This is a genomic window from Indibacter alkaliphilus LW1, from assembly GCF_000295935.2.
GTDB classification, from domain to species: domain Bacteria; phylum Bacteroidota; class Bacteroidia; order Cytophagales; family Cyclobacteriaceae; genus Indibacter; species Indibacter alkaliphilus.
The window spans coordinates 347424-371208 of sequence record NZ_ALWO02000052.1; the positions used below are offsets into that span (position 1 = coordinate 347424).

24 protein-coding genes are annotated in these 23785 nt (G+C 40.0%); 16 read left to right on the plus strand and 8 right to left on the minus strand.

Translation table 11 applies throughout. The features are described from left to right. Window positions 1-49 precede the first annotated feature (49 nt). From A33Q_RS19840 to atpG, 10 genes are all read left to right on the plus strand, one after another. Window positions 50-934 carry a M23 family metallopeptidase gene (locus tag A33Q_RS19840; RefSeq protein WP_009032923.1) on the plus strand — a complete coding sequence of 295 codons (885 nt, stop codon included), beginning with the start codon at window positions 50-52 and terminating at the stop codon, window positions 932-934. 2 nt (window positions 935-936) lie between these two features. Then, a complete protein-coding gene (locus A33Q_RS19845) occupies window positions 937-1365 on the plus strand; it encodes a bactofilin family protein (protein ID WP_009032922.1) in 429 nt (142 codons plus the stop codon). Continuing rightward, entirely contained in the window at window positions 1331-1585 is a 255-nt protein-coding gene (locus A33Q_RS19850; RefSeq protein ID WP_040490732.1) for an AtpZ/AtpI family protein, read from the plus strand. Before A33Q_RS19845 ends, A33Q_RS19850 begins: the two co-directional genes overlap by 35 nt. Before the next feature lie 24 nt (window positions 1586-1609). Next, window positions 1610-1996, plus strand: coding sequence for a hypothetical protein (locus tag A33Q_RS19855; RefSeq protein ID WP_009032920.1), 387 nt, complete (start codon window positions 1610-1612; stop codon window positions 1994-1996). Window positions 1997-2014: 18 nt separating this feature from the next. Continuing rightward, complete coding sequence (atpB, locus tag A33Q_RS19860) at window positions 2015-3037, plus strand: F0F1 ATP synthase subunit A (RefSeq protein WP_009032919.1); 1023 nt, start codon at window positions 2015-2017, stop codon at window positions 3035-3037. A 39-nt stretch (window positions 3038-3076) separates the two neighbouring features. Then, window positions 3077-3331 carry an ATP synthase F0 subunit C gene (atpE, locus tag A33Q_RS19865; protein WP_009032918.1) on the plus strand — a complete coding sequence of 85 codons (255 nt, stop codon included), beginning with the start codon at window positions 3077-3079 and terminating at the stop codon, window positions 3329-3331. Between the two features lie 82 nt (window positions 3332-3413). Next, a complete protein-coding gene (locus A33Q_RS19870; RefSeq protein ID WP_009032917.1) occupies window positions 3414-3908 on the plus strand; it encodes a F0F1 ATP synthase subunit B in 495 nt (164 codons plus the stop codon). 2 nt (window positions 3909-3910) lie between these two features. Beyond that, window positions 3911-4471 (plus strand): ATP synthase F1 subunit delta, encoded by a 561-nt coding sequence (gene atpH / locus A33Q_RS19875; protein ID WP_009032916.1) that lies wholly within the window; start codon window positions 3911-3913, stop codon window positions 4469-4471. A 31-nt stretch (window positions 4472-4502) separates the two neighbouring features. Then, a complete protein-coding gene (atpA, locus tag A33Q_RS19880) occupies window positions 4503-6083 on the plus strand; it encodes a F0F1 ATP synthase subunit alpha (protein WP_009032915.1) in 1581 nt (526 codons plus the stop codon). A gap of 76 nt (window positions 6084-6159) precedes the next feature. Beyond that, a complete protein-coding gene (atpG, locus tag A33Q_RS19885) occupies window positions 6160-7041 on the plus strand; it encodes an ATP synthase F1 subunit gamma (protein ID WP_009032914.1) in 882 nt (293 codons plus the stop codon). Between the two features lie 123 nt (window positions 7042-7164). Here atpG and A33Q_RS19890 read toward each other — a convergent pair whose 3' ends face one another. Continuing rightward, entirely contained in the window at window positions 7165-7803 is a 639-nt protein-coding gene (locus A33Q_RS19890; RefSeq protein ID WP_009032913.1) for a GDSL-type esterase/lipase family protein, read from the minus strand. Between the two features lie 124 nt (window positions 7804-7927). Here A33Q_RS19890 and A33Q_RS19895 point away from each other — a divergent pair, with 124 nt between their 5' ends. Continuing rightward, a complete protein-coding gene (locus tag A33Q_RS19895) occupies window positions 7928-8740 on the plus strand; it encodes a hypothetical protein (RefSeq protein WP_009032912.1) in 813 nt (270 codons plus the stop codon). On the opposite strand, the gene A33Q_RS19900 is transcribed toward A33Q_RS19895, so the two are convergent. The 3 genes from A33Q_RS19900 to A33Q_RS19910 form a co-directional block, all read right to left on the minus strand. After that, window positions 8737-10095: an acyl-CoA dehydrogenase family protein gene (locus A33Q_RS19900; protein WP_009032911.1), complete on the minus strand. Its 1359-nt coding sequence runs from the start codon at window positions 10093-10095 to the stop codon at window positions 8737-8739. The genes A33Q_RS19895 and A33Q_RS19900 overlap by 4 nt on opposite strands. A gap of 67 nt (window positions 10096-10162) precedes the next feature. Then, window positions 10163-11509 carry a neutral/alkaline non-lysosomal ceramidase N-terminal domain-containing protein gene (locus A33Q_RS19905; RefSeq protein WP_009032910.1) on the minus strand — a complete coding sequence of 449 codons (1347 nt, stop codon included), beginning with the start codon at window positions 11507-11509 and terminating at the stop codon, window positions 10163-10165. Window positions 11510-11522: 13 nt separating this feature from the next. Continuing rightward, window positions 11523-12686, minus strand: a complete 1164-nt coding sequence (locus tag A33Q_RS19910; protein ID WP_009032909.1) for an AIR synthase related protein — start codon at window positions 12684-12686, stop codon at window positions 11523-11525. A 167-nt stretch (window positions 12687-12853) separates the two neighbouring features. Between A33Q_RS19910 and A33Q_RS19915 the strand changes: the two genes are divergently transcribed. The 3 genes from A33Q_RS19915 to A33Q_RS21700 all read left to right on the plus strand — a co-directional run bounded on the left by A33Q_RS19915 (window position 12854) and on the right by A33Q_RS21700 (window position 17151). Beyond that, window positions 12854-13270 (plus strand): hypothetical protein, encoded by a 417-nt coding sequence (locus A33Q_RS19915; RefSeq protein ID WP_009032908.1) that lies wholly within the window; start codon window positions 12854-12856, stop codon window positions 13268-13270. A gap of 213 nt (window positions 13271-13483) precedes the next feature. Continuing rightward, complete coding sequence (locus A33Q_RS19920; RefSeq protein WP_009032907.1) at window positions 13484-14950, plus strand: glycine--tRNA ligase; 1467 nt, start codon at window positions 13484-13486, stop codon at window positions 14948-14950. A gap of 773 nt (window positions 14951-15723) precedes the next feature. Next, window positions 15724-17151, plus strand: coding sequence for a S8 family serine peptidase (locus tag A33Q_RS21700; protein ID WP_009032906.1), 1428 nt, complete (start codon window positions 15724-15726; stop codon window positions 17149-17151). A gap of 75 nt (window positions 17152-17226) precedes the next feature. Here A33Q_RS21700 and A33Q_RS19930 read toward each other — a convergent pair whose 3' ends face one another. Then, window positions 17227-18165 (minus strand): hypothetical protein, encoded by a 939-nt coding sequence (locus A33Q_RS19930; RefSeq protein ID WP_009032905.1) that lies wholly within the window; start codon window positions 18163-18165, stop codon window positions 17227-17229. 364 nt (window positions 18166-18529) lie between these two features. Further along, window positions 18530-19807: a hypothetical protein gene (locus A33Q_RS19935; protein ID WP_009032904.1), complete on the minus strand. Its 1278-nt coding sequence runs from the start codon at window positions 19805-19807 to the stop codon at window positions 18530-18532. A 375-nt stretch (window positions 19808-20182) separates the two neighbouring features. Here A33Q_RS19935 and crtD point away from each other — a divergent pair, with 375 nt between their 5' ends. Further along, the gene (gene crtD / locus A33Q_RS19940) at window positions 20183-21646 is read left to right on the plus strand and encodes a 1-hydroxycarotenoid 3,4-desaturase CrtD (protein WP_009032903.1); all 1464 of its coding nucleotides are present in this window, start codon (window positions 20183-20185) and stop codon (window positions 21644-21646) included. A gap of 8 nt (window positions 21647-21654) precedes the next feature. On the opposite strand, the gene A33Q_RS19945 is transcribed toward crtD, so the two are convergent. Together A33Q_RS19945 and A33Q_RS19950 are read right to left on the minus strand one after the other, a co-directional pair. Beyond that, the gene (locus A33Q_RS19945; protein WP_016255626.1) at window positions 21655-22281 is read right to left on the minus strand and encodes a class I SAM-dependent methyltransferase; all 627 of its coding nucleotides are present in this window, start codon (window positions 22279-22281) and stop codon (window positions 21655-21657) included. Then, window positions 22259-23167, minus strand: coding sequence for a patatin-like phospholipase family protein (locus A33Q_RS19950; protein WP_009032901.1), 909 nt, complete (start codon window positions 23165-23167; stop codon window positions 22259-22261). Before A33Q_RS19950 ends, A33Q_RS19945 begins: the two co-directional genes overlap by 23 nt. A 63-nt stretch (window positions 23168-23230) precedes the next feature. Between A33Q_RS19950 and A33Q_RS19955 the strand changes: the two genes are divergently transcribed. Next, complete coding sequence (locus tag A33Q_RS19955; protein WP_009032900.1) at window positions 23231-23653, plus strand: VOC family protein; 423 nt, start codon at window positions 23231-23233, stop codon at window positions 23651-23653. The last annotated feature ends 132 nt before the right edge of the window (window positions 23654-23785 follow it).

Consider the following 23785-nt stretch of genomic DNA (forward strand, 5'->3'; position numbering starts at 1 on the left):
ATAAACGCTATCATTTATTATTATATTTTTGAGTGTCGGATTAGTTTACATGATTGGCCTAAAACACAAACTTAAAAAGCTCATCAGCTCCAAATATCTTTTTGTAATCAGAAAAGAAAAGGATTTTTCTGTGCTTACTTCATTCAGTATCAATGCCCAGAAGATAACGCTTATTCTTTTGCTTTTTTTTATCCTGGTTTTTGGGGCTTCTTTATTTTTGGCTAGAACTGTACTCAAAGCATGGTTTGACCCTACACTTTCCGCAACTGAAAGTACAGAGCTTTTTATTCAGCTATCAGACAGGGTAGACTCCTTGGTATTGGAGCTGGAAAAAAGGGAAGGCTATGTGCAAAACATTCAGAGAATTATTGCCGGGGACGTACTGGAAAATGAGGAAGACGTCATCAAAGATCAGGATACAGTACCATACGAATCAGGAAGGGCAAGAAATGAATTGGATAGGTTTCAGCCAAGTGCAGGGACACAAGCAATCATTGAGGAGTTGGGCGGAATGCCCTTTGAAAATAATTTTCAGTTTTCCGGAACAGGCACTCCTATGAATAATATTTATTTGTTTCCTCCAGTTCAGGGAATACTGACAGCAGTATTTGATCCTCAGAATGATCACTTTGGTGTGGATATTGTTGCAAAGGAAAATGAGGCGGTGAAATGTGTCCTTGACGGAACAGTCGTGTTCAGTTCATGGACCTTAGCTACCGGATATGTAGTGGCAGTTCAGCATTCTAATGAGTTGATTTCCATTTATAAACATAATTCGGTAATATTGAAGAATGTAGGAGAATTGGTCCGTAGCGGAGAGATAATTTCAATTATCGGCAATACAGGCGAACTCAGTACAGGACCACATCTTCATTTTGAGCTTTGGTATCAAGGCTCAGCTCTAAATCCTCAAGAATTCATTTCCTTTGATTAATTATGTTCAGTAAACCAGAAGAAAGAAAATCAGTGGTAGACATGGTAAACTCCAGCAATGTGATTTCCAACGAGACCCATATCACAGGTGATATTACAGCGCAAGGTAATATCAGAATTGAAGGGACTGTAGAGGGTATGGTAAAATCCAAAACCAAAGTAGTAATCGGTGAATCGGCAGTGATTCAGGGGAACATCAGTTCCGCCGAAGCTGAGATTGCCGGTAAGGTAGATGGTGAAGTTATTTGTACAGACTTGCTATTTCTGAAAAGGTCTGCAGTAGTCAATGGAAATATCACCACGCAAAAACTGGTAGTCGAAAATGGCGCTGTTTTCAACGGTAAATGTCAGATGAATACCAATTCGTTGACAGTTTCCAAGTCAGAAGACAAGAAGGATGAGCCAGGGAAAAAACAATTTGCCGCAGGATAACCTCCAAACTTTTTTAAAATATATAGGCCTGTCCTTCCAGCTCTTTGCTGTGATAGGACTCGGTACGCTATTAGGTTGGTATATTCAGCAACAAAGCCAGATGAAATTTCCGATTTGGCTCCTGTTATTTTCATTTTTAGGGGTGATAGTTGCTTTTTATCAATTATTTGTCCAGATGAAAAACGATCAAAAGCGGGAGGAGAAACATAAAAATCAATAGCTTTGCAAGTTCAAATTTGTAGGAATGCAAGCTATTAAAATTTTAACTTTCAGGTTGTTTTTAATGTCACTCATTTTGGCAGCCCTCATATTCCTTTTAGAATACTTGTTAGATCCTTATTGGATTCATGAAAAGGTATGGATTATCTTATCATTTTTTGTTTTGCTGACTTGGATGACAGGAATGTTTACTCAGTATTTGATGGAAATCAGCAAAGAAAATTCCGTCAATATTTTATTGGGAGCTATAGGCATCCGTCTTTTGGCAAGTATAGGTTTTGTGGCCATCATGTTGGTATTGAAAGTCGAAAATATTATTTGGTTTGTGGTCAATTTCTTTATCATTTATTTCTTTTACTTATTGTTTGATATATACGGGGTAATAGCTAATTTGCGCCCGAATTCGAAATAGGCTCTAAAAAATCGTTTAATGGTCCGTAAATTTCTTTACCTAAGTGTTTTATTATCAGTATTTTGGATTGCAAGTCCAAATGTAGCTGTAGCAGCAGGAGATGAAGATGATAAAACCGGCTTTATCATGCACCACGTAAAGGACTCGCATGAATGGCATTTTGCAACTTTTGGACATACGCACCTGACATTGCCATTGCCAGTAATTATTTATTCTTCAGATAGAGGATTGGAGATTTACAAATCAAGTCAATTTCAAAATCCAGAGACGCATCTTTTTGGTGAAGCGTACGCATATAATGGGTACTTCATTGATGAACATGATCACCTGCAATCAGTTGATGGTAGGTCTTTTATAGACTTGTCTATCACTAAAAATGTGGCCATGTTGTTCATAGTTTTGGCGATTGTACTTTGGATAATTTTATCTGCGGCTAGTCATTACAAGAAAAATCCAGGTACAGCCCCCAAAGGTGCGGCTTCTTTTATCGAGCCGATTGTGGTCTTTGTGAGGGACGAAATCGCTCTTCCAAATATTGGGCACCACAAATACAAAAACTTCACACCATATCTTTTGACAATTTTCTTTTTCATTTGGTTTGGTAACTTATTGGGCTTGTTTCCTGGAGCAGCCAACTTGACGGGTAACATTGCTGTAACAGCTACTTTGGCTATTTTCACTTTCTTTGTGACAAACCTGAACGGTAATAAGGATTACTGGAAGCACGTAGTGGCTACTCCAGGCGTTCCGGTGCCATTGCTGTTGATCATTGTACCTGTTGAGATCATTGGTCTGTTTACCAAGCCATTTGCCCTGATGGTCCGACTATTTGTAGCGATCACTGCTGGTCACATTGTGATTTTGAGCTTCATCGGATTGATATTCGTATTTGAATCTTATGCTGTAGGATTGGCAAGTACGATCATGGTAGTCTTTATCAACATGATTGAATTGTTGGTAGCTACCATCCAGGCTTATGTATTTACGCTTTTCTCTGCCATGTATATTGGTCAGGCAGTAGCGGAGCACGAGCATCATTAATTAGTAATTTCTTTGTTCAATTTATAAAACCTAACAAGTATGTTAACTTCAATCTTATTAACTGCCGGTTTCGCACTAATGGGTGCTGGTATCGGTGCCGGAATTGTAGCGATAGGCGCAGGTCTGGGTATCGGTAGAATCGGTGGTCAAGCAATGGAGGGCATCGCTCGTCAGCCTGAAGCAGCTGGAAAAATCCAAACTGCCATGTTGATCATCGCGGCTCTTATTGAGGTGGTTTCCCTATTTGCGGTAGTAGTTTGTCTACTTATTGCATTGGGTGATTACACTTTCTAAGACAAAGATCAGGGATTGGCGCTAGGCCAATCCCTTTTATTCCAATTGAACAAAAAGTGACAATAAGCTAAAAAATCTATATATGGATCTTATTATTCCCGGTTCCGGCTTGATCATATGGCAAATCATTGGATTTTCCATATTACTGTTTATCCTTGCTAAGTTTGCTTGGAAGCCTATTCTTTCTGCTCTTGATGAGCGAGAAAAAAGTATAGAAGATGCCCTCAAATCTGCTGAAACAGCCAGAAATGAAATGGCCAACCTTAAGGCAGAAAATGAAAAAATCATCCATGAAGCCAAGCTTGAAAGGGATGAAATGCTTTTGAAAGCTACCGAAACTGCCAAGCAGATTGTAGAAGATGCTAAAGGAGCAGCTCAAACTGAAGGTGCAAAAATGCTGGAAGCAGCCAAAAAAGCAATTGAAACTGAAAAGCAGGCTGCTCTTGAAGATGTTAAAGTTCAGGTTGCCGCGCTTTCTCTCTCTATCGCAGAAAAAGTACTGAGAAATAACCTTGCTGATGATGCCAAGCAAAAAGCTTTGGTGGAAGAGTTGATCAAAGACCTTAAGTTGAACTGATTATGTCAGATATAAAAGTAGCATCCCGATACGCTAAAGCCCTTTTGGAACTTGCTGTAGAGAAAGAACAATTGGAAGAAGTGGCAAAGGATGTCAAACTATTGTTGACAATTGCTTCAGAAAACAGGGACTTTGTTCTCATGCTAGAAAGCCCTATTGTCAATACAGATAAAAAATTCAATGTTTTGGATCGTTTATTCTCCAAAACTGCAAGTAACATTACCATGAGCTTTTTTGGAATTATTACCAGAAAAAACAGATCAGAGGTATTGTTGGCTACCGCTAAAGAATTCCAGAAGCAATACAATCTTCAAAAAGGAATTCAAGTGGCTGAAATTACCACTACTTTTAAGCTGACCGACGATTTGAAAAAATCAGTGGTTGAAATAGTAAAGGAAATTTCAGGACTGAAAACTGTAGAGCTTGTAGAGAAAATCAATCCGGAAATTATCGGAGGTTTTATCCTAAAAGTAAACGATAAATTGTTGGATGATTCAATCAGCAATAAGCTTAGAACATTAAGACTGAAATTTGCCCAAAGGTATTTCGTCAAATTATACTAAAATATTCGCATAACATTTAATAAAAAATATAATGGCACAAGTTAGACCTGATGAAGTTTCAGCGATATTGAGAGAGCAACTTTCCAATGTCAAGACTGAAGCCGAACTTGAAGAAGTGGGTACCGTTCTCCAAGTCGGTGACGGGGTTGCCCGTATATATGGACTTAGCAAAGCACAGGCTGGAGAACTACTTGAGTTTGACAATGGTCTTAGAGCGATGGTTCTTAACCTTGAAGAAGACAATGTGGGTGCCGTATTGTTCGGTGATTCCAAGTTGGTCAAAGAAGGCGACAATGTAAAGAGAACCAAGAGTATTGCTTCTATCAAAGTAGGAGAAGGGATGCTTGGAAGGGTAGTAGATACCCTAGGTAATCCTATAGACGGAAAAGGCCCTATTGAAGGGGATCTTTATGAAATGCCACTTGAGCGTAAAGCTCCTGGGGTAATTTACCGTCAGCCTGTAAATGAGCCACTTCAGACAGGTATAAAAGCGATTGACTCCATGATTCCAATCGGAAGAGGTCAGCGAGAATTGATTATCGGTGATCGTCAGACTGGTAAAACCGCTGTAGCCATTGATACGATTCTAAACCAAAAGGAATTTTACGAAAGAGGGGAGCCTGTATTCTGTATCTATGTAGCGATCGGTCAAAAGGCATCAACAGTTGCCGGAATCGTAGCTGCCTTGGAAAAAGGAGGCGCGCTACCTTATTCAGTTGTAGTTTCTGCTGCAGCTTCAGATCCAGCTCCGATGCAGTTCTTTGCTCCATTTACGGGTGCTTGTATAGGTGAGTACTTTAGAGACACTGGACGTCCTGCCTTGGTAATTTATGATGATTTGTCCAAGCAGGCGGTTGCTTACCGTGAGGTGTCCCTTCTATTGAGAAGACCTCCAGGACGTGAAGCATATCCAGGTGATGTTTTCTACCTTCACTCGAGATTGTTGGAAAGAGCAGCTAAGATCAATGCTTCTGATGATATAGCCAAGCAAATGAATGATCTTCCTGAATCCCTGAAAGATAAGGTGAAAGGTGGTGGTTCTTTGACTGCACTTCCTATTATCGAAACTCAGGCAGGTGACGTTTCTGCATATATTCCTACAAATGTGATTTCCATTACAGATGGTCAGATTTTCTTGGAGACTAACTTGTTCAACTCCGGTATCCGACCTGCCATCAACGTTGGTATCTCCGTTTCCCGAGTTGGAGGTAGTGCTCAGATCAAATCCATGAAAAAAGTAGCGGGTACTTTGAAGCTGGATCAAGCGCAGTTCCGTGAATTGGAAGCTTTCTCCAAATTTGGATCTGACTTGGATGCCTCTACCAAAAGAACAATCGAAAGAGGTAGAAGAAACCAAGAAATATTGAAACAACCTCAGTATTCCCCAGTGGCTGTTGAACTTCAGGTAGCAATCATTTATGTTTCTACCAAAGGCTTTATGGATACCATTCCGGTAGAAAAGGCCAGACAGTTTGAGAGAGAGTTTTACAACTTGTTGAAGTCTAACTACCCTGAAGCATTGGAGCTTATCCTTAAGAATAAGATTGACGATGCTGGAAAGATACTTGAGCAGGCTGCTAAGGACCTTTCTGCCAAATACGCCAAAAATTAATTAAATCATTCAACTCCAGGACTTGGGATTCTCTAAGTGCTGGAGTTTTTCCAATATTTTCTGAAAAGAAAAACTTATGCCTAACCTTAAGGAAGTAAAACAGAGGATTACCTCAGTAACCTCAACGCAGCAAATAACCAAGGCCATGAAGATGGTGGCAGCTGCTAAGTTGAGAAAAGCTCAGGACAAAATTCTTAAAATGCGTCCATATTCTCAAAAGTTGACTGCCATCCTAGACGATGTTGTGGCTTCTATGGGAGGTGAGTTGGATATCGTATATGGAGAGCAAAGACCTGTACAAAATGTATTGGTCGTAGCAATGACTTCAGATAAAGGTCTTTGTGGTGCGTTCAATGCCAATGTGATTAAGGCTTCCAATTACTTGTTGGAAAATAAATATAAAGATGTAAATATTACTGTGCTTCCTTTAGGCAAGAAGGCATTGGATAATTTCCGGAAGAGAAACTTCAAGCTTATTCCTGAATTCTCTGAAATATTCATGGATGTCAATTATGACAGTGTGAGGGTTATCTCTGAATATGTGATGGACGCTTTTGTGGCCAAGAAATTTGATAAAGTTGTATTGGTGTACAATCACTTTAAGAATGTTGCCACACAGGAAGTCGTAGCTGAGCAATTTTTACCAATGGGAGGAGATGTAGTAGCAAACTCCAAGGTAGAGGAGAAAGCCGAATCTGATTATATCTTGGAACCATCCAAGGAGTATGTCATTGAAGAATTGGTTCCAAAAGCCTTGAAAACTCAATTTTACAAAGCTGTGCTAGAGAGTAATGCTTCTGAGCATGGTGCGAGAATGACTTCAATGGATAAGGCTACCGAAAATGCCAATGACCTATTGAAAGAATTGAAATTACAATACAATAGAACCAGACAGGCTGCTATCACCAACGAAATCCTCGAGATTGTCGCTGGTGCCAATGCCCTTGAAGGTACCTGATAAAAGGTTTTCTAACAATGAAACCCAAGAAGCTACCAGAGATGGTAGCTTTTTTGTTTTCCGGGTTTTCAATAAATCAGTTTTAAAAACCAAAATTCTAATACAAAATCCGGGTTAAATATTTTATTTAATGATTTTTTGGGACAAAGCTTTTGCCATTAAGGACAAGCCTTCGGTATTTGGGTGAATTCCATCTGGGAATAATTCTGAGTATGGCAATAAAGGTGAATACAAGTCTAATATTTCTACATCAGTTTCAGCTGCAATTTTGATAAGCAGAGGCCTTATCTCCTCATCCATTACCTGGGCATTGATGTTGAAATTGTCCTGAAAAACAGGTACAGGATTTATAAGATAAATCTGTCCACCTTCGGGCATAGCCTTCCTCATTTCATTGATCAGTGCTATGTAATCTTTTTTAAAATCATCTTTGTACTTCCAGTTTTGAGGCTTCGTGTCATTTGTTCCCAGCTTGATCAGAAGGATGTCAGCAGTATATGCTTTGGCTTCTTCAAATTGTGGCTCATTCCAAAATGGGAAATCACCCCTTTTGAGTAATGTCCTACCACTGACTCCAAAATTTTTTACCTCATAGGCATCTCCCAAAATTTCTCCCAGTTGTAAAGGATAACTGGCAGGGCTTTCTCTTCCAGGACCTTCGGTGATGCTGTCCCCTATGCAGGCTATTTTGGTCTTTGATTGGGAAAAAGTCAGGCTTCCAAAAAAAAGGCAGAAGTACAGTGTTAATATTAATTTTTCCATGTGATAAAGGAGTTTAGAGATTATTCAAATTTAGAATCCTAAGCTATTTCTTTTTTATGCATTTTTGATGAGTTCAGCTTTTATATTTGCCTAAGTGAAAAGAATTCGAACCTTTTATTTAAGAATGAATCTACTGTCCTTGGATGTGGTACTTGGGGCAGTAGCTGGTATGCTTTTCTTTTCAGATTTACTGAATACTTCGACCCCTTTTGAGGTATATACCTTATTGGGAATAGCTGTTTGGTGTATTTACAGTATTGATCATTTGCTTGATAGCAGAAAAATAAAAGGTGACAAAGAAGTGAGTGCCAGGCATAGCTTTCATCAAAAGTATTTCAAAAGTATCCTTCTTGCAGTTGCACTTTTTGTTTTTTTGGGGGTCTTATTGCTCGTATTTTCAGAAAGTACCAAAAGTTTGAGAATGCCTGGAGGTACATTGGCAGGAGTGGTGGTAATTTGGTTTTTTATTTTACACAAGACTAGTCTTCAAAGCAGCTGGCTTAAGGAAGTTTCAACGGCTTTTGTTTATGTCGCTGGAATCAGTCTTGCACCAATAGTTCTAAGCGGAAAGGAAAATCTTGATCATTTTTTCTGGGTATTTGTTACTGTATATTTTTTTCTCGCTCTGCTCAACTTGTTAATACTATCCTATCTGGATGAAGGTGAAGATAAAGAATTGGGCTTTGGTTCTGTATTGACAGTGCTAAGTAGGGAGAATTTAAAACTTTTGATCATTTTGATTGGCTTTTTTCTTGTTGTTGCAGGACTTGGATTGCTATTCTTTTTCCCTTCTTATTATAGTATCTACGCAAGTGTTTTCATGTTGATAGCGGCTTTTCATCTTTTGGAATTTTTTAGAAAGGGTCAAAAAAAAGAGACAACCCGCATCAAGCTGGAAGCCTCTTTTTTACTGCCTTTTATACTTTTAGCTTTTTAGACAAATGCGCTGTGGCCTGTAATGGCCCTACCAACAATGAGGGAGTTGATTTCTTTGGTACCTTCATAAGAATAAATAGCTTCCGCATCTGCCACAAATCTTGCAATATCATACTCCAATAAGATCCCGTTTCCTCCAAACAACTCTCTGGCATGGTCCACAATATCCCTCATTCTTAAAGTACAGAATACTTTGGCCAAGGAAGCATGTTCGTCCAGCAGCTCGTCATTGTCCTGCATTTGGGAAAGTCTATACACCATACTTTGCATTGCCGTAAGGTCACCCAACATGGTTACCAAAAGGTCTTGCACTAATTGGAAAGAGGCGATTGGCCTTCCAAACTGCTTTCTTTCATTAGTGTATTTCAGGGCAACTTCATAAGCACCTCTTGAGCAGCCTACAGCCTGCCAGGCTACACCTGCTCGAGTCATTCTAAGTACTGCTGCTGTATCTTTGAAAGAATTGGCATTTTGAAGTCTGTCAGATTCTGGCACAATGCAATCTTTCATCGTAATCAGTGCGTTTTGCACCGTACGCAAAGCCATTTTGTTTTCAATTTTTTCGGCTTGGAATCCCGGATTATCTTTTCTGACAATAAAACCTTTGACTTGTTGATCATCCAAATCTCTTGCCCAGATGACGGTAATATCAGAAAATGTAGCATTTCCTATCCATTTTTTCTGGCCATTGATCACCCATTCATCTCCTTCTCTTTTGCAAGTGGTGGTGAGTCCTCCGGCTACGGCAGAACCAACTTCAGGCTCGGTCAGACCAAATGCCCCAATAGTTTCCAGTTTTTGCATTTTTGACAGCCATTGATGCTTTTGTTCTTCTGATCCGCATAGGTAGATAGAACCCATAGCAAGTCCACTTTGGACTCCAAAAAAAGTCGATATGGAAGTATCAATCCGTGCCATTTCCATTGCTATAAAACCTTCCAACAAAGCTGAATGGCCAGGGCATCCATAGCCACTATAGGTGAGTCCTGCAATATTCAATTCAGCCATCTTTGGGATAATTTCCATGGGGAATTTTGCCTTGTTCCAACAATCGTTGGCAATTGGCCGGATTTCACTTTCCATAAATTCCCTAACACGCAGTTGGATTTCCCTTTCATGGGGAGGAAGTGTTTTCCCCAATTCATAAAAATCCCCATTGATGGGAGGGATCTCTTTTTGACCGCCACCACCTTTCATCATTTTCATCATTTTCCCCAAATCCTCCTCGCTCATCTTGGAAACAATTCCAATCATTTCATTCAGATCTACTTTTTGGGAAAGTGTGTTTATTTTTTCAATGTCTAGGTTTTGGATAAGTGATTTGACGCCTGAAAATGTTTTAAAAATGTTTTTCATGGTTAAAAGGGTTTAGTTATGTACACTTAATGTACGTAATAAGGCTATAAAATAGTGCCTGACCCTATTAATTTGAGGCTTTATCTATGATTTTTCTTACAATTTCATCAAAATAAGCGCCATTGTACGGCCCAAACCAATTCATATCCCTTGCCTCATAATAAGGGCCATCATAGTATTCGTCGGGTGTAATGTACCCGATATACCCTCCGTTGAAGCAGGAAATGATTAAATATAAACCTTGCTCCTGTGCGTATTTTTCCCATGCCTGCATGAATACTCCTGAAATTTCCCCACTGGAGCTTATCAATAAAAGATCCCCTAACAGTATGACATCAAAGTGGGCATTGGTTTCCCCGAAAAGGCTATTAAAAATATAGGGTCTTAGTCTGACATTTTTTGCAATTCTATAATGTGGTTTTCTGAGATGTAAGGGAAAGTTCGTGAAAGAGATTTGATGTTCATTGATTTTATCACTGACCTTGATGCCTTTTCCCATTTGTAAATAAAGGCTATCTGCATAGGTCTTTACATGCTCGATGGTCTTTCCGCCTGCCAGAGGCCTGTGGCTGCCTACTGTTCCTGCAGCAAACATGGAAAAGTCATAATCCCCTTGCTCTAGCTTATCCATCAAATAATGTGGATAATCACCTGAAAGCCCTTTGAATTTGGAGTCGTGAATAGTAGAGTGGGCAGCATAGCTGAGAAAAATACCCTTCTCCCCATTTTTCTTTTCTAAGATCAGCTTTCTGATAAAAGGGTCAACCGGGTCGTCTACTTTGAGCCTGTTTCCAACAAGGTTTTGGGTATTTGCAACCTGATAAAAAAGTGTAGTAGTGTCTAAGGATGAAAGGGATTCCCGGATACCCAGTAAAGACCTTTTTTCCAAAAGCTGCATGATATCTTCATCATAGCCCCCAAACGCAAGACTACCTGCTAACCCTGGCATGTAGCCACCCATACCTGAATGAGTATGGGTCGCCGTGAAATAGACAAAATCTATTTGAGGGTAATTTCTTTTAATTGCTTCTTTGATCCTATTGTATAGCACTGGATGAATGATCATCAATTCGTAATTGAGAAAAACGACTGTGTTGTGTCCATTACTGATTGTTAAAGTCCTGATAAAAGTACTGTCCTGAACAAAATCGTATTTTCCTCGAGGCTTGTATCCGACCAGGTTTACCGGTGATTCTGGGGTGCTGTTTACTTTTGACCAGCCGGTGAGCCAATTTTCTCCTTGACTTGAAGATAGAGAAAGGGTATCAAGTATATGGAGTGTTTTGGAATAGTATTCCATCTCTCTAAAATCAGTTCTGTCTACCCGGGTAAAAAGTGCCAGGACTAAAAAAAGCAAAACTCCAAGAATCCAGGCTATGGCCCTAAAGAATTTTTGGAGTTTAGTTTTTTGCATTTTCCTTCAACAATTAATATTCGAATGTTCCATGTGGACTTTGAATGGTTACTTTTTTGCCTTCATAAGGCAATACGCGACCAATGATTTTAGCTTCTACCCCTAAGTTTTCGGCTATGTCTATTACTTCCTCAGCATACCTTTCTTCCAGGTAAACTTCCATTCTGTGGCCCATATTGAAAACCTTATACATTTCTTTCCAATCTGTTCCGCTTTCTTCCTGAATAAGTTTGAAGAGTGTAGGAGTTTCAAACATGTTGTCTTTGACTACGTGCACATTGTCTACAAAATGCAAAACTTTGGTCTGGGCGCCACCACTGCAATGGACGATCCCGTGTACTTTTTCTCTTAAGTACTTCAGCACGTCGATCAATATGGGAGCGTAGGTCCGTGTAGGGGACAGTACCAATTTGCCAATATCTAAAGGTAAGCCTGGGGCTGGATCAGTAAGATTATATTTTCCGGAATAAACCAATTCTTCCGGTACAGCAGGGTCAAAGCTTTCGGGATACTTGGTTTTCAACAATTTATTAAAGATATCATGTCTTGCTGAAGTTAGACCATTGCTGCCCATACCTCCATTGTAAAAATCCTCATAGGTAGCTTGGCCAAATGAAGAAAGTCCTACTACTACATCCCCTGGACGGATATTGTTGTTGGAGACGACTTCATCTCTCCGCATTCTGCAAGTGACGGTACTGTCTACAATGACGGTTCTCACCAAATCACCTACATCGGCCGTTTCTCCTCCTGTCAAAATTATATTGACCCCATGATCTCTGAGCATCTGAAGCACTTCTTCCGTACCGTTGATGATTGCTGAAACCACTTCCCCAGGAATCAAATTTTTATTTCGCCCAATGGTAGAAGATACCAAAATATTATTGACAGCGCCTACACAAAGCAGATCATCTGTGTTCATGATGATTGCGTCTTGAGCGATTCCCTTCCAAACACTCAAATCCCCTGTTTCTTTCCAGTACATATATGCCAGGGAGGATTTTGTACCTGCACCATCAGCGTGCATGATGTTACAATACTCAGGGTCATTGCCAAGTGTATCGGCTACAATTTTGCAAAAGGCTTTTGGAAAAAGACCTTTATCTAAATTAGAAATGGCTTGGTGAACATCTTCTTTGGACGCGGATACGCCACGTTGCATATACCTTTCGTTCATGGGGAGTAATTTGGATGGTTATATGAGAAACAAAGTTAAGGATATTGTGGGGATTGGAGGATTATGAGCCTTAAAAATGATCAATGGAAATCCTGTATTATCAACTGATTTAATTCTGTTTTGGCAGAGTCTTTGTAAAATGAAGGGAAACCAACTATTTAATTATAATGAAAAAGATTGTTCTATTTTCCATGGTCATGTTTTTTATGGCCGTATTAGAATCTCAAGCACAGATTTCAGCGGGAGTATACAGGTTGTCTTCAGCTACTTTTGCTTCGATAGGTACCGATCCCGACAATCAGATGTTTGGAGAAGCAAGGGTGTCCACAGGACGAAATGTGGGTATAGAAGGTACTTTTGGGTATAACTTCGTGAGAAGGGACGAAGTGAATTTTTACTCTGGATTCCACTTAGGGACTGATGGTGGAGACCCTGGGTTTTATTTAGGTGTGCCGTTGGGTGTTTTAGTCAAGCCTTTTGCTTCTAAAAATTTTGGATTTTTGATGGAGGCCAGCCCCATTTTCCCCACAGAAAGAAGGAATTTCTTTAGAGCAGGGATTGGATTGAAGTATACATTTAGGTAAAGTGTAAATTCAAATTGCGAATAATCATTGATCAATAAATTCAGCCCTGGCAGAATTGACTGTCAGGGCTGTTTTGGTTTTATGGCAAAATCTAAGTAAAACAACCTGAGAATGGAACTACAATGGCAATCATCTTTTCAAGCAAAGAAAGAATAGGCTTAGTTTTCAGGATTATCACTTGCTATTCCCTCATTTTATTTAATTTTGCGGGCTATGGCAAAAAATGAACAGAATGCGGAAAACGCACAATTGAAAGATATTATAGCACATGCCAAGGAATATGGTTTTGTGTATCCCTCATCGGAAATTTATGACGGCCTTCAGGCAGTGTACGATTACGGAGCTTATGGGGTAGAGCTTAAAAACAACCTCAAAAGATTGTGGTGGGAGACCATGACCAGACTCAATGAGAATATTGTTGGAATTGATGCGGCTATATTTATGCATCCCACTACTTGGAAGGCCTCCGGTCACGTGGATAGCTTCAATGATCCGATGATTGATAATAAGGATTCCAAAAAAAGATATAGGGCAGATGTGCTGATAGAAGATAAAGCCGCTGCTTATGAAAATGCTGGGGACAAAGAAAGGGCTCAGGAATTGCTAAATGCAATGGGAAGACTATTGGAAGCAGAAGACTTGGCTGGTGTAAGGGATCTGATTGTCAATGAGGCTATCAAATGTCCGATTTCTGGGACAAGCAATTGGACAGATGTGCGTCAGTTTAACCTGATGTTTTCGACCCAAGTGGGATCTGTGGCGGAGGATGCCTCTACCATTTACCTCAGACCTGAGACTGCTCAGGGTATTTTTGTCAATTTTCTCAATGTGCAAAAGACAGCTAGGATGAAAGTTCCTTTCGGTATAGCCCAAATTGGAAAGGCTTTCCGAAATGAAATTGTGGCACGTCAGTTTATTTTCAGGATGAGGGAGTTCGAACAGATGGAGATGCAGTTTTTTGTGCGTCCAGGCACTGAACTGGATTGGTACAAGCAATGGGCTGAAACCAGAATGAAATGGCACAAGGCACTGGGTATCCCAGAGGAAAAGCTCAGAAGACATGACCACGAAAAGTTGGCGCACTACGCCAACGCTGCAATGGATATAGAATATCAGTTTCCTTTTGGCTTCAAAGAGGTAGAAGGCATCCACTCAAGAACTGATTTTGACCTGAAGAGCCATCAGGAGTTCTCGAAGAAGAAGCAACAGTACTTTGATCCGGAGATCAACCAAAACTATATCCCGTATGTGATAGAGACTTCCATAGGAGCTGACCGCTTGTTTTTGATGACCTTATGCAATGCATATGTAGATGAAGAGGTCGAAGGCAAGCAAAGGACGTACTTGAAGTTCCATCCTGCGATTGCCCCCGTAAAAGCTGCGATCTTGCCTTTGACCAAAAAGGATGGTTTGCCAGAAAAAGCTCATGAAATCGTAGAGGCCTTGAAGTATGATTTCAATATCATCTATGAAGAAGCGGCTTCCATTGGGAAGAGATATACCAGACAGGATTTGATTGGTACTCCTTTCTGTATTGCGGTAGACCATCAGACTTTGGAGGACAATACTGTGACCATCAGGCACAGAGATACTACAGAGCAAGAACGGGTTGCCATTGCGGATTTGCATGGCAGGCTGGCCGAGGCTTGCAGTTTTAGAAGGGTGTTTGAGAGAGTTTAGAATTAAATAATTCGAAGATTAAAAAAATGAGCAAGCTATTTATGGCTTGCTCTTTTTTTTGTAAAGTGATACTTGAAAAATAACCTGTGAAAATGGGGAAAATCCTTCCAAACCATAAATGGGTTTTAAGGATCTCTATGCAAGGATTGAGTTATTACAAAAATACTATAGGATACAAATATGTTTTTTAAGATCTATTTTTAAACTTTGTAATCATTTCGGAGCTAGCAAAAATAACGTAAAGTTTCATTTTTCGATTTTGTTGAAATTTCATCACTACAAAAATGAAGATCAAAATTTATAATATGTTTTGTAAAAAAAGTCAAAAAAATATTTGGTTAAAAACGAAATATTTGGTCTGATAAAAAGTGATTTTTTACAATACGGAATTTGTTGGATTATTTTTTAATATGCTTTTTTTGCTAGAAAATTATCTTTAAACAGTCCGTTTTTCTGATTTTCATTGTTTTGGTTTTTACTTTTTTATCCTGCAATTTTGAACAGAAATAATTGAATTCTAGCAGCTTATGACCCCTGTGCTTACATCCGTACAATCTTCAGTGAAGGAGCTTAATCACCAAAAGTTTCCTGGAATCTTATACCCTTATACACAATGGAAGGTCAAGCCGGAAAAGGATAAATCCACTGAAAAGCAAACACCAAAAGCCGCCTGTTAGGGCGGCTTTTTTTATGCCTTTATACGAAGTGCATTTATCTGTCTGACAACGAGGAAAATTACCGATTTAAAATTAACCATAAAAAAAGGAGGAAAAATGAAGCCCTATGTAATGTTTCAAAGGAAAATGGGAAGTGTATTGCTGTTGGCTCTGGCCGTTTTGGCCTTTGCTTGTCAACAGGATATGGAAATAATTCAGGAGCCTGAGTTCGAAATGGAATCTTTTGCAGCTGCAGAATTTGTACCAGGAGAGTACATTATAGAGTTGCAGCCTGCCACTATCAATTTTAGAAGAGGTGGTGATTACGAGGAAACTCAAGTTTTCATGAGAGAGTTGTCTGAAAGCTTATTGGCTGAATATAGAATAGGAGATGAAAACCTAAGGAATGTATTCGGAACAGCTGTAGATGGCTTTTCAGTAAAGTTGAATGAAAAAGAGTTGGAGATGATGCGAAGGGATCCAAGAGTAAAAAGTATTCACCAAGATGAGGTCATTGCCCACAATCGAGGCAATGGAAACGGTGGTGGTAATGGTGGTACCCGTGGTGGTGGCCCAAAAAATCAAACACCCTCAGAGCCTGCTCCTGCACCCGAAGAGCCGGCAGATGAGCCAGCTCCTTCAGATCCTGACAATCCGGAAGCTCCTGAGGAACCAGCAGATGAGCCAAAAGAAGAGCCGGCAGATGAGCCAAAGTCCGAAGACCCTGTAAGTGAAGAGCCAGTGGAAGAGGAGCCCTATTCAGGTCCTTCCACTCAGGAAGTGCCTTGGGGAATTCAAAGAGTTGGCGGATTTAAAAGATATACAGGTAATAATGTAGCATTTGTATTGGATACTGGTATAGAATTGGATCATCCTGATCTGAATGTGAATGTGGAGTTGGGGAGAAAGATCGTTCCTGATGATATCAGTACTACGCTTTCTGACCTTCATAGTCATGGTACCCATGTGGCAGGAATTATCGGTGCGATCGACAATCACTTTGGTGTGGTGGGGGTTGCTGCCGGCGTGCAGGTGGTGCCTGTGAAGATCATGGGTGATGATGGAAGAGGAAGAGTTTCTTGGGCTATCGCTGGAGTAGATTACGTAGCTTCTGTGGGTAAGCCCGGTGATGTGGCCAACTTGAGCATAGGAGCTTCTGCCAATACTACTTTTGACAATGCGGTGATCAATGCCTCCAATAAAGGAATCTGGTTTGTGACTTCTGCGGGCAACAATGCTGCGGATGCCAACAACTATTCCCCTGCAAGGGCAAACGGTCCTTTCTTGCAGACGGTTTCTTCTATGGATAGCCGAGATGTGATGGCCAATTCTTCAAACTATGGCAATCCTCCAATTGACTGGGCTGCTCCGGGAGTAGGTATAAAATCTACTATTTTGAGAGGTGGATATGGGAATAAGAGTGGTACTTCCATGGCAGCTCCCCATGTGGCAGGACTTCGGCTATTAGGGAATATCCGAGCTGATGGGCATATCAAAAATGACAAGGACAATACGCCCGATCCTATTGCGCATAGGGCGGATTAGATATAGGTTTGGTTGAGGTTAAAATAAAAAAGGGACGCCCGGTGGGTGTCCCTTTTTTTATTGGTTGATTAATGCTTAGTCTTCATTTTCCAGGAATACACATCCAAAGGAATCTAAGTGAACTACGTAGTATCTTGATCCATTTCCAGTTATCTCAAGATCTTTTCCAGCATATATTCTTGGAGAGCCAGGCCCTCCTCCACTTGGAGGTCTTGAAGTTGGAAGTGTGTTGTATGCCAACACTTTAACCGCCTCGTCATCATCTTGAAGAGACCAGCTCCCAAGGTTGATAGTGATTTTGTCATTAATTACTGTTACTGTTCCGTCTGTTAATTTTTGACCAGCATAGATAGGGAACTCAGTTTCACCAGATTGGGTATCTATATAGAACCACCAAGCACTTCCACTTCCCAGTGTACCTGCATAAGCGGTTTGTTCTTTTCCTTCACATTCTTCTTCCAAATCAGTGTCATCATCACAATCCACAAAGTTCCAGCAGAAAGTAAGGTTGGATACATCTGGAATATTGCCTCTTCCAACATTAGGGGCAGCAATTCCAGAACCTGAATTGATGCCAGCTTCATAAGTAGCCACTGTGTGATTAGGTCCTCCTTTTACGATTACAGACATTACCAGACATTTCCCTGTAGGAATAGCGCCCACATAAGACCAGCTTACAAATTTTCCGTCGACAACATCCACTTCAATCTCAGATGGCCAGCTGTTTACAAACTCTCCGTTTTCAACACTATTTCTGCCTGTGGAGAACTCAAATTCTCCAAGGTCTGAACAGCTTAGGTTTCCTCCGTTTACAGGTCCTCTCATCATTTCCCAGATATAGGAAGTGACACCAGGTTGCATGGCCGTCATGTTGATGCTGTTTTGAGAGATAGTTGTTTCTTCCAGTGTTGCTGGATTTACGTCACTGTCTATCTGACTGCAGCTGGACAGGAAAGCCAAAGTGGCTAGGGTCATCACCAAGGAAGACCACTTGAGTGTAGTGATTGATTTCATAAGATTTTTGTTTGATGGGGTTGAATCCTTTTTGTTGTATAACAACGATGCAAACATAAATCAAAAAACAATTACTTGTATATGAAATGCATAAAAAATAATTCAAACAAAAATTAGGGCATTATTATTAATTATGAATAAATGGGTGTAAATATTGAATTTTGATTTTTACAACCATTAGTAAATTTTATTCAACAATAAATATTAAAATTATGTGAAAATAAATTTTTAAAAAACGGGAAAAATTATTTTCGGAGATAGAGTTTTTTTTTAAATGACTCCTGACTTTATCTTCTCTTGGGTTTTATCATAAAAAAAGGCCACTTAAAAAGCGGCCTTTTTTTAAAAGAAACATATGCTGAGGTTAGTCTTCTTCGTCAGGACATTCTACTTCCCTTTCTTCCTCAACATCCACATGGATGCCATAGAAATTGGCAGTATTCACTTCAACGGTTACTGAATTTTCTGACAGCGGAACTGATTGTTTGTTAGCAAACCGTCCTAACCTTGGACTATTCCACTGAGGTGTTGAGGAATAGCCTTGGATTTTCACGTTGTCTTTTACCCTGGCGAATCTCCAGCCTTCATTCAGGATAATGGTAATAGTTACTTTACCATCTGAAGGAGCTGATAGGGTTACTTGTCCTGCTTCTAATGTTTGGCCTGCGTATAAGGTAACAGTATTTTCCTCTCCGTTATATGGGGTGTATGTGAACCAGTTGGCTATGTTGGGATATTGAGGACCATCAGCCCAAGCTGTTTCTCCAAACCAATCAGTGCATGGGTCTTCTTCTATAACAGTATCATCACAGTCTTCAAGAAGAAGGGTGATTGGAGTTCTGCTGCTGCTCACACAGTTGCCGTTGTAGGCTTCAGCCCAAAGGGTTACGGCAACATCAAGCTCTGTAATAATAGGGTTTGCTTCCTCGTCCCCCTCTTCAGTCGTGAACCATTTTACTGGATCAGTTGAGGTGATGTAATCATTAGCGTTCAAGGATTCGGTTACTCCTTCCTCATAACATTCCTCTACGGATTCAACTGATACGGTTGGGGCATCAGGCTTTGTAGTGACAGTGTAGCAAATGGTTAAGTTGCTCAATCCAGCAGATTCGTCAGAGGAATTAGGCGGAGAAGCTAATCCGCTGTCTGTAGTAAAACCTCCACTATAAACATATACGTTTGCGGCATTACCCCCTTTTACGATAAATGCTACTTCATCTAGACATTCATCCTCACTTCCATTGAAGGTCCATTCTATAAAAGTGCCTCCTGTCATTTTTATAGTGAAGGGACCTAAATCGTACTGGGCTTCTGAGCCATAATCATCTTTTCCGGTTGAAGATTCAAATGAAACATTGAAAGCACTCGATACTTCGGCACAGGTTCTATTACCACCTGCATTCGCTCCAGCAATGATATAGGGCATGACGCCACCGGCGGACGTAGGAGACGAGGCTTCGCCTGGTGCTTCAGAACCGAAAATCAATCCGTTGGGCCCATCCTGTCCCAAACGCTCCGCAGCTGCAGCAACTTCGTCAGCTGTCATATCAGGTACCTCAAGTTCCTGACAAGAAAATAGAATCATAAAAGTCGCCAATATCCACGCTCCGGCGGATTTTTTGGCATAAGGGCTTATCCTCATAATTGAATTGTTTTGGTTGATATAAGTTAAATAGTGATACCAATGTAATAAAAATAACATGAAAATGTATTTTACATATAAAAAAAATATTTTCATTTGAATATTTGATAAAATGCTGTTAATAATTGAATGTTTATTTTTTACTTTGAATTTTTTGGAAGTATCTTCTTTTGTTGATTTTTATCTATTTTAAATAATAAATAAAAACTATGGGGAAAAATGAAAAAAAATGACATAAATCATTGCAAACCAGTTATTTAAAAATTAAGTTTCACTCCTAATGACAAAGTTTGTCCATGATCTGGCATTGCTTTGCCTGATTCTTACTTATCTTTCCATTCCAAACTTTCTAAGTCCCGATTGGGTTAATCAACAATGACAAAAAAGGCCATTATCATAGGCGCAGGCATAGCTGGCCTTGCTGCTGCCATCAGGCTCAAAGTAAAGGGCTATGAAGTACAGGTATTTGAGGCCAATTCCTATCCTGGTGGAAAATTATCGGAAATAAAAATCGGGGGATATAGATTTGACGCAGGCCCTTCTTTGTTTACTTTGCCCGAACAGGTAGAAGAGTTATTTAAAATCAGTGGGCAGAATCCCAAAGATCATTTTGAGTATATCAAGCTGCCGGTTACCTGTCATTATTTTTGGGAAGATGGAAAGTCGCTCAAAGCTTATTCGGATATTAATTTATTTGCTGAAGAGGTAGAAGTCAAGCTGGGAGAACCTGCTTCAAACATCAGAAAGGCACTCAAGCAATCTGATTACATTTACAGGCATCTCTCACCATTGTTTATGCACAGGTCTTTGCACAAGCTTGGAACATGGACCAACTCCCTAGCCTTAAAGTCTTATTTGAAAATGGGCAAACTAGGGATTTTCAATACCATGAATGCAGCCAATGTGAAGTCTTTCAAACATCCCAAATTGGTTCAGTTGTTCAATAGGTATGCCACTTACAATGGTTCCGACCCTTATCAGACTCCCGCTACACTCAATATCATTCCCCACCTTGAATTTAATATAGGGGCTTTTTTCCCTAAGAAAGGAATGCATGACATTACCAATTCCCTTTTTAAACTTGCGAAGGATCTGGGTGTCGAGTTCAATTTTGGAGCAAAGGTAGACGAAGTAATAGTAGAAAATGGAAAGGCCTCTGCTGTAAAAGTCACCGGAGAGCTATTCAAAGCAGAGCTAATTGTCAATAATATGGACATGGTCAATGCTTATAAATCCATCTTAAGTAAGCAGAAACAACCTAAAAAATTATTGGAACAGCCTAAGTCCAGTTCGGCTTTGATTTTTTATTGGGGAATCAAAAAGGAGTTTCCGGAATTGGACCTCCATAACATCCTTTTTTCTAATGATTACAAAAAAGAATTTGACCATATATTCAATCTGGGGAGTATCTACGAGGACCCTACAGTTTATATCAACATCACATCTGTGTACAAAAAAGATGATGCGCCTGAGGGCTGCATGAATTGGTTTACCATGATCAATGTGCCCAACAATCAGGGCCAAGATTGGGATGTATTGATAAAGGAGGCAAGGAGACACATTATTACCAAAATCAACCGCACCTTGAAAACTGATATTGAACCCTTCATTGAACTGGAAGAAATTCTAGAACCCAGAACCATCGAATCCAAAACTTCCAGTGCTCAAGGGGCTTTGTATGGCAACAGCTCCAACAACAGGTATGCGGCTTTCCTCAGGCATGCCAATTTTAGCTCTGATATCAAAAATCTATATTTCTGTGGGGGGAGTGTTCATCCCGGAGGAGGGATTCCTCTTTGCCTGCTTTCCGCAAAAATCATGACCGAGATGGTTCAGTGAGCTTAGCGCTAATGTTTTTCTGCTTTTGAAAAAATATAAACTCCCATTGATCTTTGTCCATGTACAGCTACGCTTTTGGGATGTTCCAAGTATTTTAAATCATAGCGATTCAGCATTTTTTCCTCTAACTGGGCTGTCAGCACAAATCTCTCAGAATGATCAGGGAGTAAATATACACCCTCACCCAAATGAGGCGTGTATTTTAAAATTTCATCCCGGTCAGTACAGGTTCTCAAAAAGAAAATGCCTCCTGGTTTTAAGACCCGCATCATTTCATCCATCATTTTGAAAAAATCTGCCTCGCTTTTGGCAAAATGAAGCACAGCTGAACTGATCAATGCATCAAAAGCAGATGTATGAAAAGGCATGTCCTGGACCATGGCCCGCTGAAAGCGATACAAGTCATATTTTCTGTCTATGGTATGGGCGAATGTTTTGGCCATCTGAACAGCAATAGGGTCTGCATCTACCCCAAAAATCTGATATCCTGCATTTAGAAAAAAGATGCAATTTCTCCCTTCTCCACACCCTGCGTCAAGGATTTTCATTTCTTTGGAAAATCTTCCCTTGAGAATTTGGTCAAGGAGGTAAATGTCAATATTACCCAGAAGGTTATTGAGGTCTTTTATTCCCACTTTCAAATTTTTTAATGGCTTTTCCCATTTTTTTCTTTCCAATCTCAATCAGTTCAGCTGCCCGGTGAAACTCCAGCGTTCCGGCCTGCTCCCTCGAAACCTCCACAAGCAGGTCTATATCATGTTGTCTGATAATCATTTCTGAAAGCTTGTCCTGTATTAGGTCAAAGGAATAGTTGAGTAGTTCCACAGAACTCAGTCCCTTAGGCTTTTCCTCTTTCTGTTCTGTGTAAAAGTAATTGGAAAATTTCTTTTGATAATCTGAGAGCCACATTGGCAACTTAAGATTGCTTTCCTTTTTCTCTTTTTCCGATGGAGACTCAAAAGCAGATTTTGGACCATTGAGGTCTACAACTACAAGAAGATTACCCCTTTCAGTGGGTTTGATTAAGTTGAAAGGCAAGGGATTGATGATTCCTCCATCTATGTATTCATCTTCACCGATTTTAGAAGGGGTAAGAACAGTAGGGATGGAAATTGAAGCGCGGATGGCTTCGTATAAACTGCCCGATGTGAATATTTTTTCTTCCCCGCTGGGGATTTTAACAGCATTGCAGGCAAATGGGATTTTTAATTTTTCAATTTCACAGTCTTCAATCAGACTTTTTAAGGCATTGAATACCTTCTCGCCTTTGATAAAGCCTTTTCTTGAAATGGTGAAATCCATCAGAGAAAAGACATCGATTTTGTCCAGGTTGCATATCCAGTTTTTGAATGTGTCCAGCTGGCCTGTGGAATATATGCCTCCAATCAAAGCGCCGGCAGAAGATCCTGCAATAGATACGATTTCGTAACCTGATTCTTCCAAGGCTTCAATGGCGCCGATGTGCGCCATACCTCTTGCTCCTCCGCTGGAGAGTACCAATGAAACAGTTTTCTTGGCCATCTATAAAATTGATTTTTTAATTCCGAAAATTGAACCCAAATTTACTTTACGAAATTAGTTATTATGAGCCAATTTAAACCTTTTCATTTAGCTTTTCCTATCAAGGATATTGAAGAAACAAGAACTTTCTATGGAGATCTCTTAGGCTGTGATATCGGCAGGTCTACAGAAAAATGGATAGATTTTAACTTTTTCGGACATCAGCTCTCTGCCCATGTCAAGCCTGAGGAATTGGCGCAGGCTAAAGCAAATCAAGTAGACGGTAAAAATGTTCCGGTAAGGCATTTTGGAGCCATTCTTCCCTGGGAAGAATGGCATGAGTTAGCTGAAAAGCTTAAATCCAAAGGAATTGAATTTATTATTGAGCCTTATATACGCTTCAAAGGTGAGGTAGGGGAGCAGGCTACCATGTTTTTCTTGGATCCTTCTGGGAATGCACTTGAATTTAAAGCATTCCAAGATGAGTCTCAGATTTTCGCCAAATAATCTAGATTTTGAATATTTTCTGGGGTAGTTTGCCTCTAAATTGATACCCGGTTTTTTAAACACAGCATGTCAATGTGTAATTATTACACACTGACTCGATAAGATAGTTAATTAGAACTGTTCTAAATTCAC

Bases quoted from the DNA above. Each gene is read 5' to 3' on its own strand.
- A33Q_RS19900 (WP_009032911.1), bottom strand. From the start codon at position 10,095: ATGAAAAACATTTTTAAAACATTTTCAGGCGTCAAATCACTTATCCAA.
- crtD (WP_009032903.1), top strand. From the start codon at position 20,183: ATGACAAAAAAGGCCATTATCATAGGCGCAGGCATAGCTGGCCTTGCT.
- A33Q_RS19855 (WP_009032920.1), top strand. From the start codon at position 1,610: ATGCAAGCTATTAAAATTTTAACTTTCAGGTTGTTTTTAATGTCACTC.
- A33Q_RS19935 (WP_009032904.1), bottom strand. From the start codon at position 19,807: ATGAGGATAAGCCCTTATGCCAAAAAATCCGCCGGAGCGTGGATATTG.
- A33Q_RS19870 (WP_009032917.1), top strand. From the start codon at position 3,414: ATGGATCTTATTATTCCCGGTTCCGGCTTGATCATATGGCAAATCATT.
- atpG (WP_009032914.1), top strand. From the start codon at position 6,160: ATGCCTAACCTTAAGGAAGTAAAACAGAGGATTACCTCAGTAACCTCA.
- A33Q_RS19850 (WP_040490732.1), top strand. From the start codon at position 1,331: ATGAGCCAGGGAAAAAACAATTTGCCGCAGGATAACCTCCAAACTTTT.
- A33Q_RS19910 (WP_009032909.1), bottom strand. From the start codon at position 12,686: ATGAACGAAAGGTATATGCAACGTGGCGTATCCGCGTCCAAAGAAGAT.
- A33Q_RS19915 (WP_009032908.1), top strand. From the start codon at position 12,854: ATGAAAAAGATTGTTCTATTTTCCATGGTCATGTTTTTTATGGCCGTA.
- A33Q_RS21700 (WP_009032906.1), top strand. From the start codon at position 15,724: ATGAAGCCCTATGTAATGTTTCAAAGGAAAATGGGAAGTGTATTGCTG.
- atpB (WP_009032919.1), top strand. From the start codon at position 2,015: ATGGTCCGTAAATTTCTTTACCTAAGTGTTTTATTATCAGTATTTTGG.
- atpA (WP_009032915.1), top strand. From the start codon at position 4,503: ATGGCACAAGTTAGACCTGATGAAGTTTCAGCGATATTGAGAGAGCAA.
- A33Q_RS19955 (WP_009032900.1), top strand. From the start codon at position 23,231: ATGAGCCAATTTAAACCTTTTCATTTAGCTTTTCCTATCAAGGATATT.
- A33Q_RS19845 (WP_009032922.1), top strand. From the start codon at position 937: ATGTTCAGTAAACCAGAAGAAAGAAAATCAGTGGTAGACATGGTAAAC.
- A33Q_RS19895 (WP_009032912.1), top strand. From the start codon at position 7,928: ATGAATCTACTGTCCTTGGATGTGGTACTTGGGGCAGTAGCTGGTATG.
- A33Q_RS19930 (WP_009032905.1), bottom strand. From the start codon at position 18,165: ATGAAATCAATCACTACACTCAAGTGGTCTTCCTTGGTGATGACCCTA.
- A33Q_RS19950 (WP_009032901.1), bottom strand. From the start codon at position 23,167: ATGGCCAAGAAAACTGTTTCATTGGTACTCTCCAGCGGAGGAGCAAGA.
- A33Q_RS19905 (WP_009032910.1), bottom strand. From the start codon at position 11,509: ATGCAAAAAACTAAACTCCAAAAATTCTTTAGGGCCATAGCCTGGATT.
- A33Q_RS19840 (WP_009032923.1), top strand. From the start codon at position 50: ATGATTGGCCTAAAACACAAACTTAAAAAGCTCATCAGCTCCAAATAT.
- A33Q_RS19890 (WP_009032913.1), bottom strand. From the start codon at position 7,803: ATGGAAAAATTAATATTAACACTGTACTTCTGCCTTTTTTTTGGAAGC.
- atpE (WP_009032918.1), top strand. From the start codon at position 3,077: ATGTTAACTTCAATCTTATTAACTGCCGGTTTCGCACTAATGGGTGCT.
- A33Q_RS19920 (WP_009032907.1), top strand. From the start codon at position 13,484: ATGGCAAAAAATGAACAGAATGCGGAAAACGCACAATTGAAAGATATT.
- atpH (WP_009032916.1), top strand. From the start codon at position 3,911: ATGTCAGATATAAAAGTAGCATCCCGATACGCTAAAGCCCTTTTGGAA.